Raw genomic sequence first — 13,130 nt, forward strand, 5'->3', positions numbered from 1 at the left:
GGAGACACCCGGCATGGGCACCGGCGCCGGCTGTCAGGGACCGCGAAGCGGCCGCGTTAGCGGGCGGTGGGGGAGCCGATTTGCGCAGCAAATTGGGGGAACCGCCGATCCTTGAAAGCTGGCGCGCACCCATGCCAAAATGCCACGACACACAGAGAGAAGAGATTGCGCGGGGCGGGGTTCGATGCCCCGCCCCGCGCTCTGCATGGCACCGAGATCATCGGTTTCGCCCAGCGGGCGAAAGGGGGCGGGGTTAGCCCGCCCCTCCGGCGTCAGCCGGATTGGCCGCGCTTCGCCTTGGCCGCCAGCACGACCGCGACGACTTGCGGATAGACGCATTCGCCGCGCTCGATGTTGCGGATGCCGGGGCCGTCGAGCACGTCCTTTATACGGTCCTCGATGATCTGGCCCAGCTCGGCCGCAACCGCCTCGATGTCAGCACTCGTCTTGCCGATAAACATCGGGTCTTTCGGCCACATGCTTTCCGCGTCGAAATGATCCTTATCGTTCAACGCGGTCGCCAGCGCCTCGATCGCAGCATTTCCAAGCGCACGCTCGAAAGCCAGCTGAGCGAACAGACGATGAGACATAACAACCTCCTTGTTGCCGGAATTGGCAAGGCCAAGGGGAGGGCAGCGCCGGGTCGGGTCAGGGACCGCGAAGCGGCCGCGCTAGCGGGCGGTGGGGGAGCCGATTTGCGCAGCAAATTGGGGGAACCGCCGATCCTTGATGCGGCCTGGTGCAGCCCTCATGCTAGGAAGACACTGACGGGGGGATTTAACAAACTAACGCCCGCCCATCGAGCGGACCTTCACCCTGCGCCGTCTCGCGCCCGAACGATCGCGCTGTATTCCAGCAGCGTTTGCCGGACATTCTCATCATCCACCACATTGAGCGCATGGCCGGTGGCCGATGCCTGATCCGTCCGCATTTCGAGCCAAGCGATCCGCGCCGCGTTCGGCGCTACGCAACCATGCTCGAGCGCGATCTGCTCACTGTAACCGGCGATAACGTCGTTGATGGCCTCAAGGGCCGCCTCATAGGCGATGGCCTGATCTTGGGTCCACAAGGGCGCTGTCGGTGAGAGGGCAGTCACCTTGCCATATAGAGAGGGCAACTGGTCTCCCGGCAAGCGCAAACTACGCCATTTGCGCTTGCCGAGAGTGGGCGGCCCTACCGGGGGGCTTGGGCCGTTGCTGGGCCTATAATCCTCAAACTCACAACGCCAAATGGCGTTGGATAGATTGAAAGGGCGGCGCGACAAACAGATGCCCCCTCGAAGCGCATCGTGCGAAGTTGCGCATGGACCGCGACAATTCTCGCTCTCAGTTGTCGCTCAACCAAGCGAGCTGCTGACCGATTCCAAGCCCCTCCATCGGAACCGATGCGCGCCGTTCGATCTGCGGCCAAAGGGGATCGCGATAGTTGCGGCCTGCGAGAACGATCAGCGGCGCGGCGGCGTCGATCTGCTCGGCCATTGCTTCGATCACGCGCGCGCCCCAAAGGCGGCGCGCGCCTGCCTTCATCGCGCCTAGCGTTTCGTCATAGGGCGCGATGACGGTTTCCGGGGCGATCAGGCCATGCTTTGCTGACAGGATGAACCATGCGCCGCCCTGTCGTTCGACATAGGCACGGGCCTTCTGGAACCATGGCGATGCGTAAAGATCGCGCGCCGGGGCGGGGCGGTCCAGCTTCGCAGCAACGCAAGCGACAAGGAAAACCGGAGACGGGGACGGGGGAGGGTCGATGACAGACGGCGGCGCTGCCTCAAGATCGGCAATGACGGTGCAGCGGCCCCATTTCTGCAATTGGCGCTGCCATCCTTTCGGCGGTCCTTGGCGCTCGGCAACGTGGCTAAGGGTCGGTCCACCGAACAAGTCGGGTTGCTCCCCGATGCGCTGCACCGGGGGAACGTAGCGAGGTTCGCGGATGCAATGGCGGGCCATGCTCGATCCCCTCAAAAGGCGAAAGCGGTCTGGCCGCTCGCCTCGGTAAAGCTGGCGCTATCGCCTGCCGCGTAACGGTCGCGGCCCATGGGGGACCATTGCAGATGCCCGGAACGGTCATAGGAAAACCAACCATCCTCGATCCCGATGATGAAAGACCATGCCTTATCCTCGGCGCAAGGTCCGTGAAGATTGATCGGCCAATGCTCGGCCCCGCGTTCCTGCTGGCAGGGCGACGGCGCGGAAAAGCTGCGAAGCAACGCGGCGCGGTCGGTCGGCTCGGTAGCTCCCATTTCCCGCATGATCTGGCGGGCCTCGACGGTGCTGATGTGGCCGCTCGCCTTCCTGTCGGCGTGGTCCGAATAGCGAAGGCCATAGACAACGGCATTGAAGATATTGCGCGGCTCGGTGAACTCCTGCGTGGCGAGCAATTCGCGCCATTTCCCGGCGCTGATAAGGTCCACCGCATGATGCCAGAGCGAATGAACGCGGTTGCTGTAGCCGTGGCGGTTCGTCACGCCATCGCGGGCGATCTCGATCCCAAGCGCACGCTCGACGTGTTGCACGAAAGGATGGGCGGCAAGCAAAGGATGGCGAAGGCCGATCTTGCGCGGCTCGTCCTGCTCTGCGCGGATGACCTCGATGGGGAACTGAAACAGGCGCGACGGCAGATTCCACGGCGCGGAAAGGGGAAAGTCGCGGGGCACATCAAGCGCCCCGTTAATGTCCAGCACAAAGCCGTTTGGCGCGAAGCCTGCGGCAATGATCTGGTCGCCCAGCTGGTCGGCCTGCGCGGTGCGTATCGCGGCGGCGGCGCTCATGCGCTCAACTCCGCATAGGTGGCGCTGCACTCGTAGCGGATCGCATCGCCATCCCACATAGGACCGCAAACGCCCTTGAATTTCGGTGCGCCCTGCAACTCAGGCCGCTGGCTCGGATTGCTGTCGTAACCGCTGCATTGAAGCCCCTCGACCGCTGCCCGGCTGACGATGGTTTCAAAGGTCGCGCCCTCGATCTCGATCCGGTCAAAGTCCTGCTCGGTCTGGCGGTAGATACGGATTTTCATGGGCTTTCCCTTCCTAATTGAGCCGAAGGCGATGACGGGTCATCGACTTCTGCCGAAAGCGGGCGACGCTGGGCCGGGGAATGCCGCAAACGGGGCCGATCAGGGGGGAGGGGGATCACCCGCCCTGCACGGAGCGCAGCGAAGGAAGGGCGGGGAAACCCGCCTGGTCGCCAAGCGGAGCCGCGCAGCGGCGGAGACGGTCTAGCCCTTGCGGCAGGGGGCAGGAACAGGCCCCAAACGCGACAAATCAGCGCGGCGGCTTGCCGCCTCAATCTGCGCCAGGACAGGCGGTGGCAGCTGCCACCGCCTGCACCGATCAACCCGGCTTGCGGATCGCAAGCAAAACAGTGTTCACGTTGGTTCCGGCGTGGGCGAAAGAACCGGGGGGAAGGTCGATCCATTTGCGACCGTGGAAATAGATCGCCTCGCAACCAGCGATCATGCGGTGTAGCGCCTTGTGGCGCTGATCCTCGCCATACTCTGCCCGCGCGCTCATGATTGCCACCAGCACGCCTCCCGGTTTGAGAAAGGCGAGGGCATGGCGCACATGGTCACAGTCGCGGCCTCGATCAAAAGGCGGGTTCATTATCACCGCGTCGAACGGTGCGTAATGGGCCGGGTCCAATGCGAGAAAATCGCCCTCGATCGCATCGGCAAAGCCGTGGATTACGCGTAGTTCGTGGGCGAAGCCGGGTTGCAGCTCCACGCAAGTTACATCGGCACCAGCGTTGCGCGCGGCCGAAGCAAGCGCGGCCTTTCCCGCGCTAGGCTCTAGAACGCGCTGGCCTGTGCTGATCCTCGCATGTTCGATGACCTGGGCGGCGATCTCCGGGGAAGTCATGAACGCGCCGAAGTTCTTAGCGGGCGTGATATGATAGGCCGGGGCCGCTTCTGCCTCGGTCGTCTCATAGCCATCACCGATAGCCTCGCCGTAATATTCCGCGAGCAACAGATTCACGCTCTGCAGAAGGTCGTCACGCTCGAACCATATGTGCAGATTCCCATTCTTGAAGACGCGAACGCGGAAATAGTCGCCCTCGATCACGGTTGGCAGCGATCCGCGCACGCGTGCCGAATCGGCAACCTGTGAGGCGATGCTGTGGCCCTCTGAAACCGGGGGCTTTTCGTCCAGTTCCAGAAAGACGCGCTCCACGTCCCGCAACGTGTCGCGGCGCTCGTAGCGGTCCCATGATCCCCATTCGTTCAAGGCGCGGTCGATGATGAGACGCGCGCCGATCTTGAAACCGTTGTGCGAGCGAAAGCGGCGATCCAGCTTGGCGAAGACGTTGGCGATGCCGCGCAAATAAAGGTCGCGCCGGTTGGTCCAGATATTCCCGAAAGTGGCGGCGCAGTTGTCGGGCGTGAACGGCACGGGATCATCGCGCAAGCCGTCATGAAACTCCTTGCGGGCCTGCTGATCTAGCAGCTGGTCAAAACCCAGCTGCTCCATGAGGGCCGCCCAGCACCGGCGGTCCATCGTGTGCGTCAAGACGCGCTCGAAATTGTCGCGTGCGTCGATGGTCTTGCGCGCTCCCGTCTCCTTGTCGCGCTGGTCGATAGGCTGCGACTGGATAAAAGCGCGGGTCAACGTGTCCTCGGTCCAGTCGCGGCCACATGACAGCGACAGTGCGCCGCCAAGGGTCAGGCGGGCCGCCTCGTCGCGGGTTGCATGGTAGGTGTCATAGAGGCTGAGCCAAAGGGCTATGGCCTTGTCTCGGCCGTCGCAAATATCCGCGATCTGCGCGGGCGTCATAAGCTCCTGGCCCATGTTCACGCCCCCCCGACAATAAGAGCACCAAAGCCGAAGCCCTCGGCGGCGTCCTCGATGGTGGTCACAAGGCCGTCAAAATCTTCCTCCGGCCCTAGTAGGTCGGCAATCTCGATGACAGCGGGAAGGTCAGCGCCATGATTTTCGGCAAGGTCTTTGATGTAGCCAAAGCGGTCGAAATTGCCCTCTTCCTCATAGCGAGTGAGCGGGATGGTGCGGGCGGCGTTGATCCGAAGAATTGTGGCCAGCGGAATGTCGGTCATGTGCTGTTTTCCCTGCCTAGAATGGAGCCGAAGGCGATGACGGGTCATCGACTTCTGCCCAGCGGCGAGCAGGGCCGGGGAATGCCGCAAATCAGGGCCGATCAGGGGGGAGGGGAATCACCCGTCCTGCACGGAGCGAAGCGAAGGAAGGGCGGGGAAACCCGCCTGATCGCCAAGCGAGGCCGCATAGCGGCCGAGACGGTCCAGCCCTTGCGGCAGGGGGCAGGAACAGGCCCCGAAGTCGAACAGCGGGCGCGGCGGCATTGCCGCCTCAATCTAGGAAAAGCGCCCGCCAGGTCATAGCATAGCGGCGACCTAGCGGGCGCTGCGGCATGTCGCCGGCGACATGCCCAACGGATAGCGCCGGAAGCATCCGAGTAATCGGATCCTCCGTCAGTTTAATTGCCCGAGCGGTTGCGCGACACGTCCGCATAAGGTTTGCGGCGGCACTGGCTGCACCGAAGCCGCGCGATGAGTTCGTATATGCGGGTATCGAAAGAAATGCGGCGTGAGCGGGCGAAGTCGCCCAGCGGGGCGACGACGCGGCGACCGCAAGCGCACTGGATGCGCAGATAGCAGCCTTGCCGATACCAGATAGGATCAATGGGCTTGGGGCGGTTGTAGTTCGCGGCCATTGGGCGCTTATGCGCCAAACGGAACAGGAGGGGAACGCGCCGCGCGCACGCCGGCTATTGGATTGGCAAGGGAAAAGGGCTATATAGGCAATGCTTCGTGTGCTGATTCATTTCACGCACCTACCTGAACCCGCCGTGCTGTCACACGGCGGGTTCAAACTTTTAGGGCGGGCGGCCCTGTCAGACCACCCGCCCCGCTGGATCAGCCCTTATCGGACTTCCCCAGCTTCACAATTGCAATCACGAGCGCGACGGCTGCGATCGTCAATTGAGCTGCTTCATATGCTGTCAAATCACATCACCTCCTTTGAGCGAGAGGATTTGCGAAAGGCCGCTGTCACAGTCCTTCGCCCTCGCTCGATGAAGGCTATACAACGGATTGACGACAATGCGCGCGAAACGCTCTTCACATTTTCGTGAAGCCATTGGATGATCGCCGGCGACCGTTGATGAAAAGGGGAAGCTATGGGCCTCGTATCGCAGGTTAGCGCCGATGACCGGGAAAGCGCATGGCGAATAGTCCGTCATCGCGAAATCATGGAACGACTGATTCCGCTTTGGGCCGTGCTCGGCGTTGCGCTGGTGTTGATGGGCGTGGACCTGGGCGGGCGTCTGCTGTGGACGCTGCCGATGATCGGATATGTCTTTGGGGTGATGGCGGTCGATCATGGCCCTGATTACCGCGCCGCGAATTATTGGGTGCCGGTCCTGGGAAGCCAAGCGGCGGCGCTGCTGCCTCTCATCACCAAATTCTAGATCTCTCTGGAGCGGTGGCAGCTGCCACCGCTCCACGCGCGTCAAGCTCTGCCCTCGAAGCGGGCGATCAGCTGCTCCGCTACGGAAGCAATTTCGGCGGGGTCGGCGGTTTGAGTGCAATCGCCGCCTACAACAGCGCCGAGCGTGCCGCCGTCCAGTTGGACAACGTGGACACGCCACACGTCGCGCCGGAGTTCGTATTGATCGGGAAGCGGCCTCTGCATGATTTCATGAAACACTAGGTCAACCCATTGGCGCGCGTCCGGATCGGAAGACGCATCGGCGTAGTCGGCGCGGCTCGCCATGACGCTGTATCGGTCGCCTAGCATGAATTGGCGTTCGCGCGCGCGCCGGTCCTGCTCGATCCGCGTTACGCGATCTTTTTCCGCCCGCTTCATCGCCTGTTTCATCCGAACATCGTCGGCGCTGCGCGTCAGCGCCGCCATGATGTTGGGGACGCGCGCGGGCATATAATGCCCCGCGCGCTCGGCCGCCTCGATCACAAATTGCAAATCGCTGATCTCGGTAGGCGAGAGGGTGACGCGAACGGCGCTCGCCGTGTTGCTGATTTTCATGGCTGCGGCTCCGGCTCTTCTTTCGCCTTGTAGGCGGCAAGGCCGATCCATGATCCGTTGTCGCCGCGAAACTGGCGCACAACATCGCCGCCGTCCCAATGGCCGGTGAAGATGCCGCGCCGGTTGATGCCGCCGACGGGGCGCGTGCGCGCCGCCAGAAGGCGGGCGCGGCGCGTGTCTCGATCTAGGTGGCGCATGGGTTGCATGGTCAATCCTTCCTATTCGCTGGCGGTGTCGAGGTTTGTGCCGATCTCGTCGGCGTCGAAGTCTTCAAGGGCTGAAATCGCGCTTTCCAGTTCGGAAACTGCGGCGTCCATCGCCTGCGCACGTTCGCTGTCCTCAAGGCTGGGTGGTAGATTCTCGCGGGCGGCCTGTTCGTCATCCTTGACGGTTTCAAGCATGTCGCGCGCCTCATCCAACAGGGCTTTGCCCTTGTCGATCAGCACGCGGGCGGCGGCGATCTGCTTGCGGCGTTCGCGGTTCATGCCTCTGCCCTCACGTCGCCGCTGTCGATCTGGAATCCTGCGCGGGCCAGCTCGTCACAAAGGGCGTGCTGCCTCTCTTCGCGGGTGCCGCTGGTGGCGATATAGCTGCATCGCCCCCAATGGAACGCGAAGCCTGCACGTTTCAGGCATCCGCGAAACCGCTGGTGGGTGCGGTCGCTCCAATCCAGTGTGCCCGCATAGTTGCGGAAAGCGGCGACGGCGCAGACGGAACCATAATTCTCATCACGCCAGCTAAGCTCGATAACCGGGGGCGATTTGGTCATGATGGCCTCCCTCAATATTCACTGGTTAGGAGAATGGTGAGCACGCGGGTTGTGGCATCGGGATTCCACGGTTCGGCGCTGCCAAATTCAAGATCGCGGTCGTAATAGTCGAACTTCCACATGACCGAGAGGGCTGGGCGCGTGCTGTCGTCAGTCCAGCGGGTATGCCATTGGCCAATCACATCACGATAAAGGAAACCGGCGTCATGCTCGCCGTGCGGGTCGTTGTCGGGTGTGAAATCCTCAAAGCCCTCGATCATCTTGAGAATGTCGGACTGCGTGTTCTCGTCCAGCGCCGCGATGCCTTGCGTAATCACGGTGCGACAAGTCACACCCATCGTTCGCCGCGCAATGTCGTTCAGCGCCGCGATGGTGGCGATCTGGTCAGTTGTCGCTTCCATTTTCCTCACTCCTTTAGGCGAAGCCGCTGCCTGCGGCCTGCGGCTCTGACCCGCTGGCGAAGCGCGGGATGGGGAGGGGGAAGCAAAATCGATGGGAGTGGTGCGGGCGGCGCGTCTAGGGAGGCCCCGGCGCGCGGGAGCGCGCCGGAACTGGCCGAACTTGGCGTGCAACCCGGTCCTGTCGATTATGCTTCGGGAACGAAAGGGCGGGTGCCCTTGGTGTTCCCCCCGGTGGCAACTGCCACTACTGACGGGGCGCGGCCCTGGGCCGCTCGATCCTATGTGGCAGCTGACAGACTACTAGGCGCGCGGCCCTGGCCGCTCATTTTCAGCGCTCGCGGTCCTTTGATTTCTCGGCCGCCTGTGTCGGTGATTTGCCTTCGCGCAATGTTGCGGCGACATGCGCCTTTGCGCTTTCGACGATCTGCGCCAGCTGTTCCTTCGATGCGCCGCGCTCGGTAGCTGTGGCGACGCGCTTATCAATGGCCAGCTGGAATTGCGCGAACCTGGCATCGGCCCGGTTCTGCTCAGGCGAGTTTTTCTCGAATTGCGCGGCAAGGCGTAGATCAACCTGACTGACGCCGGGAGGCATGACTTGCAGACGTAGCACGCGATCGGCGGCCTGAATGTCGCGGTCGGTCATTTTCGAAAGGAAATCAGCAGTGCCCGCGCTGATGGCGCGGACTCGTTGCAGCGGGTCCATGCCCTCGGACCAACTGACTTCGATTTGATGATAGCGGCGCTGTTCGATCAGTTGAAGGTGGTGCATCGGCCCTTTGGGATCACGGAAAAAGGCGAGTTCCTGCGCAGAACGGGCGGCTAGCTGGCGCATGTCAGCGGACGTTTCCGCGATCCGATTAAGCTGCTCATACTGCCGCGACGCAACGGTTTGCGCAGTAGGTAAGTAACGGCTGATCTGATCCTTGGCTTGCTCGATGCTCATAGCGCGCCGTTCGCCAGCTGGCATGAGAGATTCCATCGAGGGCGGAAACGCGATGCCCGCTGGCCCGCGCGCTGGCTCGACGCGGCTCTGTTCGAGGGGCATGGCATCACGGATAACTTTGGCGAGGGAGGCGTGATTTCCGGTATGGAAGCTATCGCGGCTCGCCTCCATCCAGTCCTTCGGCCCCATTGCCTGGATCGAGACGAATTTTTCGGCCGCAAGGGAATGTAGCTGCAAGTGCAGCCGCATGGTACGACCATTGCCCTCACGGAACGGATGAACGGCATTTAATTCGGAGATATGCCGTCCCATGGTATCGGCAAAGCGATCACGATCCATCGACTTGAGGGTTTGGAGGTCGGGCAGCTGCTTAAATTCGTGCTCCATGCTGCGGGCAATGAAGTGCGCTCGCGCAAAAGTGCTGCCGGGTTTGCTTATGTCCACAGTCCGAAAGCGCCCCGCCCAATCATATACATCCTGAAACAGATGATTGTGCAGTTCGCGATACTCGCGCGCATTCGTCGCCGGCATGGCGCGCTGCACAATCAGCTCGCCATGCCGGACAACCGAGAAGAAAGCTTCTCGCTCCTTGAGAATATTATCGTCGCGGATTCCCAGCTTGTTCCGAAGAACGTCGCTGTTACGCCAGGTGTAAGGGTCGCTCACCAATCATGCAGCAAGTTTCTGGCGGGACAGAACATCACGGTTGTAGTCCTGCGCCAGACCAATCGCCACATCGACGGGAATTTGGGTTTCGACCAACAGCAAACAAAAAGAGTGGTCATCCGAAACCAATTCAAGTCCTTCAATCTTGCAATTTGCGATTGCTTCGCAATAAGCTGCCATCACGTCAGGAATGTCTTCCTGCCGACGCGGCTCATACCCCATCGCCTTGATGCGATTCCTGTAGGTGTCGATGATATTTTCCATTTTGCACCTAAAAACGACCTGCTCCCGCCCATAGTTAACATGTCGGGATTTGTATATAAACCACATTGAGTAGCCCCCCATATTTCACTTTCCTGAAATGAGACGCCGCGCAAGCGCGGCGTCTCGTGCATTTTGCGGGGCGGGGCATTCAATCCGCTTGGTCGGTCATCATCGCCAACAGGTAGTCGGCGGCGTTCTGCGCCTCGCGGGCTGCCTCAAAAATGGCGCGCTTGTCGTTGCGGAGCGCGGTCAACCAGTGCTCGATATACGCGGCATGGTCTTCGCGTTCCTCGACCTTGAAACCGACAATCGCGCCGATGAAGGATGCGCCCAGCTCGGCCACGAGTTCGTCCCTCGCATAGTCGGCGCGGCTCGTTGAAATCAGGGTTTTTCGGTTGAGGCGGCTTTCATGCCCTGCATGATGCACGGCCTCATGCGCAAGCGTGGCATAGTAGTCGTCGGCGGAATGGAACGCTTCAAAAGCGGGCATTTGGATATAGTCGTCGCGGGTGTGGTAATAGGCTTGCGATCCGCCGATGCGAACGGTTGCGTCGATGCGAGAGAACATCACTTCAAGCTCAACGTCGCGGGTTTCGGGATTGGTGATGATCGGGGCGGGCGCGGGATATTTGCCGTCCAGTCCTTCGACCTGATCGGCATTGAAAACCGTGTATCGTTTCAAGAACGGAATGGCGCGCTCGTTGTCCGTCTCGGAGTCTTTCACGACAAGCTTGTTGGCATAGACAATGGTGGTTCCCTTGCTGCCCTTCCTGACATTGCCGCCCAGCTCCAACGCCTGTTTGAAGGTCAGCCAATAGGGCGAGGCGAAGCCCTGACGCATAGCGCTGGCCCAAAGGCTGAGGACGTTGATCCCACGATAGGCGACCCCATTGTGCCGGAGCGGAATGGTCGGCCCACCGCTCCACGGCTTCACCCACGGCTTGGTGCCCGCTTCCAGCATCGCAAGAATGTCGTCGGTGACGGCCTGATAAATGTCGATCCGGTTCGTTTCCTTAGCCATTTTTCACTCCTTTAGGCGAAGCCGCTGCCTGCGGCCTGCGGCTCTGACCCGCTGGCGAAGCGCGGGATGGGGAGGGGGAAGCAAAATCGATGGGAGTGGTGCGGGCGGCACGGCTAGGGAGGCCCCGGCGCGCGCGATCGCGCCGGAACTGGCCGAACTTGGCGTGCAACCCGGTCCTGTCGATTATGCTTCGGGAACGAAAGGGCGGGTGCCCTTGGTGTTCCCCCGGTGGCAGCTGCCACCACCGGCAACGCGCGGCCCTGGCCGCTCATTATACGCGGCCGATTTTACCGGCTGCGTTCTGTAAAATGGGTGCGGTGGCAGCTGCCACCGCCCCGCAAGTTTGCGGGGNGGTGGCAGCTGCCACCACCGGCAACGCGCGGCCCTGGCCGCTCATTATACGCGGCCGATTTTACCGGCTGCGTTCTGTAAAATGGGTGCGGTGGCAGCTGCCACCGCCCCGCAAGTTTGCGGGGAGCGCGGGAGTGAAGCGCGCTCCCCATGCCGTCATGCCGCTTGGCTTTCGCTATCAGCGGCATCGGGCAAGGCAGAGGGTCGAAGGGCGGGGGGCAGGATGCGCCGCCCCGCAAGGCGCTCGTTGACCGTCAAGGCAAGATCAGAGCGCTTCATGGTCTGGCAATTCTCTGCGGCGTCGTTGCCGCAACCTTCGGCCAGCAGCTTCAAGAGCGTGGCCTTGCTAAGCTGGTCATAGAATACCTGATTGGGTTCCCACTTGTCGGCCATGTCGATCTGCGCGGCCCCGACGATCTGCGCCAGCTGGCGGTCGCGGTCGCTATGGAACGAAAGGCTCGTGATCTGCGAGGCCACGCAGTAGGCCAGCAGCCGCAATTTCGCTTCGCTGTCCATCTGGCGCATGTCGTCCAGCGTGGGTGTCTCGGCCAAGCGGGCAAGATCGGCCCCCGCGATTTCGTCAATGTCGGCAATCGTGGAATGGCCCATGATCGCCTCGTCAACATGGAAGCGGTTCTTCTCGGCGGTGATTTCGGCGGCTTGTTGCCACGAATAGGAGTTGCCGCGAACCTGCCCCAATAGGCCCGTCAAGAGCACGTCCAGCGCCAGCTCCGGGTCGCTGGCAAGGGCTTCCCGAACCGCCATCGTGCGGATGCCGCCCAGCTGATCCATGACCTTCTGCGAGTAGTCGGGCCGGGGAGGCTTGGGGCCATCGGCGGCGGTGCCCTTGGCGCTGCGCGTGAACGCAACCTGTTCGATACCGTCATGCCCGATGAAGACGATAAGCGAGTGCTCGGCCTTCTGCTCGGCGGTGAAGACGCGGCAAGCCGATACGATAGCGTCCTGCTTGCGGGTCAGGGCGCGCAACTCGTCGTCATAGTCGTGCTCGTCCTCGTCCACCTCGCTTTCCCGCTTGGCGATTGCCGCCTCGATCTCGACCAGCTGCGCGGTTTCTTCCTCGGTCGGATGGCGCTCGCCAGCGGGTTCCAGATGGCCGCGCATCCAGTAGGAATCAGGCCGGTAGAGCTGCCCTTCTGCATCGCGCCAGCCATCTTCGCGCGCCGCCTTGGCGATGGCGTCGAGCCGATCTTGCACAAGGTCCATGACAAGGCCCGCATCATCGCAATAGCGACGTTCTCCGAAAAGATCGGTGGTGAAGGTGCCGCCTGCGGCGCAATAGGCTTCCTCGCCTACAATGCGAAAATGCTTGTCGGTATCGGCAACCTTCTCCTGGGTGAGCATGGCGCGGATTTGGTGGGCGTTGTCGCCGGTGCGCTTGAAAACCTCAAGCTGGCGGTCCTGATCGTCTGTCAGCGCGAAAGCCTGCGCCGCGCCCATGCCGATTTCGTCTTTCTGGAAGGCTTTGAGAATGGTCGGGTGCAGCGCCGCCAGCTTCAACACGCGGCGGACATAGGCGGGGGAGACGCCGAACGATGCTGCAACATCGTCAACGTCTTTGCCGCTGTCGATGATCGCCCGATAGGCGGCGATGGCATCGGCGGGGTGCATGTCTTAGGTCATGTGTCAACTGTCCTGTGAAGCATTTTCTGTCGGATATCCGTCAGTTTTTAGCCTTGACGTCGGGT

General features: G+C 61.9%; 19 protein-coding genes. 1 reads left to right on the forward strand and 18 read right to left on the reverse strand.

All coding sequences use genetic code 11. The features are described 5' to 3' along the window. Positions 1 to 272: 272 nt before the first annotated feature. From AC58EF_RS26705 to AC58EF_RS26745, 9 genes are all read right to left on the reverse strand, one after another. Complete coding sequence (locus tag AC58EF_RS26705) at positions 273 to 590, reverse strand: hypothetical protein (protein WP_006953908.1); 318 nt, start codon at positions 588 to 590, stop codon at positions 273 to 275. A 221-nt stretch (positions 591 to 811) separates the two neighbouring features. Beyond that, positions 812 to 1,069: a hypothetical protein gene (locus tag AC58EF_RS26710; RefSeq protein ID WP_008831892.1), complete on the reverse strand. Its 258-nt coding sequence runs from the start codon at positions 1,067 to 1,069 to the stop codon at positions 812 to 814. Positions 1,070 to 1,325: 256 nt separating this feature from the next. Further along, positions 1,326 to 1,946, reverse strand: a complete 621-nt coding sequence (locus tag AC58EF_RS26715; protein ID WP_030541642.1) for a DUF6884 domain-containing protein — start codon at positions 1,944 to 1,946, stop codon at positions 1,326 to 1,328. 11 nt (positions 1,947 to 1,957) lie between these two features. Then, complete coding sequence (locus AC58EF_RS26720; protein WP_008831890.1) at positions 1,958 to 2,767, reverse strand: hypothetical protein; 810 nt, start codon at positions 2,765 to 2,767, stop codon at positions 1,958 to 1,960. Continuing rightward, positions 2,764 to 3,012 carry a hypothetical protein gene (locus tag AC58EF_RS26725; protein WP_030541643.1) on the reverse strand — a complete coding sequence of 83 codons (249 nt, stop codon included), beginning with the start codon at positions 3,010 to 3,012 and terminating at the stop codon, positions 2,764 to 2,766. Before AC58EF_RS26725 ends, AC58EF_RS26720 begins: the two co-directional genes overlap by 4 nt. Positions 3,013 to 3,328: 316 nt before the next feature. Further along, a complete protein-coding gene (locus AC58EF_RS26730) occupies positions 3,329 to 4,765 on the reverse strand; it encodes a DUF4942 domain-containing protein (protein WP_008831824.1) in 1,437 nt (478 codons plus the stop codon). 17 nt (positions 4,766 to 4,782) lie between these two features. After that, positions 4,783 to 5,043 (reverse strand): hypothetical protein, encoded by a 261-nt coding sequence (locus AC58EF_RS26735; protein WP_008831823.1) that lies wholly within the window; start codon positions 5,041 to 5,043, stop codon positions 4,783 to 4,785. Positions 5,044 to 5,160: 117 nt separating this feature from the next. Beyond that, positions 5,161 to 5,307 carry a hypothetical protein gene (locus AC58EF_RS26740; RefSeq protein WP_021223025.1) on the reverse strand — a complete coding sequence of 49 codons (147 nt, stop codon included), beginning with the start codon at positions 5,305 to 5,307 and terminating at the stop codon, positions 5,161 to 5,163. A 134-nt stretch (positions 5,308 to 5,441) separates the two neighbouring features. Next, positions 5,442 to 5,678: a hypothetical protein gene (locus AC58EF_RS26745; RefSeq protein ID WP_008831822.1), complete on the reverse strand. Its 237-nt coding sequence runs from the start codon at positions 5,676 to 5,678 to the stop codon at positions 5,442 to 5,444. A gap of 465 nt (positions 5,679 to 6,143) precedes the next feature. On the opposite strand from AC58EF_RS26745, the gene AC58EF_RS26750 reads away from it, so the two are divergent. Beyond that, a complete protein-coding gene (locus AC58EF_RS26750; RefSeq protein WP_008831821.1) occupies positions 6,144 to 6,434 on the forward strand; it encodes a hypothetical protein in 291 nt (96 codons plus the stop codon). A gap of 41 nt (positions 6,435 to 6,475) precedes the next feature. Here the strand turns inward: AC58EF_RS26750 and AC58EF_RS26755 are convergent, their stop codons facing one another. The 9 genes from AC58EF_RS26755 to AC58EF_RS26795 all read right to left on the reverse strand — a co-directional run bounded on the left by AC58EF_RS26755 (position 6,476) and on the right by AC58EF_RS26795 (position 13,053). Beyond that, positions 6,476 to 6,937 (reverse strand): hypothetical protein, encoded by a 462-nt coding sequence (locus tag AC58EF_RS26755; RefSeq protein WP_422932761.1) that lies wholly within the window; start codon positions 6,935 to 6,937, stop codon positions 6,476 to 6,478. Positions 6,938 to 7,005: 68 nt separating this feature from the next. Further along, a complete protein-coding gene (locus tag AC58EF_RS26760) occupies positions 7,006 to 7,215 on the reverse strand; it encodes a hypothetical protein (RefSeq protein ID WP_004213310.1) in 210 nt (69 codons plus the stop codon). Between the two features lie 12 nt (positions 7,216 to 7,227). Continuing rightward, on the reverse strand, positions 7,228 to 7,494 hold the full coding sequence (locus AC58EF_RS26765; RefSeq protein ID WP_008831641.1) for a hypothetical protein: 267 nt from the start codon (positions 7,492 to 7,494) through the stop codon (positions 7,228 to 7,230). Then, positions 7,491 to 7,778 carry a hypothetical protein gene (locus AC58EF_RS26770; protein WP_030541545.1) on the reverse strand — a complete coding sequence of 96 codons (288 nt, stop codon included), beginning with the start codon at positions 7,776 to 7,778 and terminating at the stop codon, positions 7,491 to 7,493. Before AC58EF_RS26770 ends, AC58EF_RS26765 begins: the two co-directional genes overlap by 4 nt. Before the next feature lie 11 nt (positions 7,779 to 7,789). Further along, positions 7,790 to 8,179 carry a DUF3768 domain-containing protein gene (locus tag AC58EF_RS26775; RefSeq protein ID WP_008831643.1) on the reverse strand — a complete coding sequence of 130 codons (390 nt, stop codon included), beginning with the start codon at positions 8,177 to 8,179 and terminating at the stop codon, positions 7,790 to 7,792. Between the two features lie 328 nt (positions 8,180 to 8,507). After that, a complete protein-coding gene (locus AC58EF_RS26780; RefSeq protein ID WP_059153630.1) occupies positions 8,508 to 9,788 on the reverse strand; it encodes a Fic/DOC family protein in 1,281 nt (426 codons plus the stop codon). Between the two features lie 3 nt (positions 9,789 to 9,791). Next, positions 9,792 to 10,052 carry a hypothetical protein gene (locus tag AC58EF_RS26785; protein ID WP_022684640.1) on the reverse strand — a complete coding sequence of 87 codons (261 nt, stop codon included), beginning with the start codon at positions 10,050 to 10,052 and terminating at the stop codon, positions 9,792 to 9,794. A gap of 148 nt (positions 10,053 to 10,200) precedes the next feature. After that, positions 10,201 to 11,073: an ArdC family protein gene (locus AC58EF_RS26790; RefSeq protein WP_059153607.1), complete on the reverse strand. Its 873-nt coding sequence runs from the start codon at positions 11,071 to 11,073 to the stop codon at positions 10,201 to 10,203. A gap of 507 nt (positions 11,074 to 11,580) precedes the next feature. After that, positions 11,581 to 13,053, reverse strand: coding sequence for a ParB/RepB/Spo0J family partition protein (locus tag AC58EF_RS26795; RefSeq protein ID WP_497279458.1), 1,473 nt, complete (start codon positions 13,051 to 13,053; stop codon positions 11,581 to 11,583). Positions 13,054 to 13,130: the final 77 nt, after the last annotated feature.

It is taken from the genome of Sphingobium sp. WR1 (genome assembly GCF_059693745.1).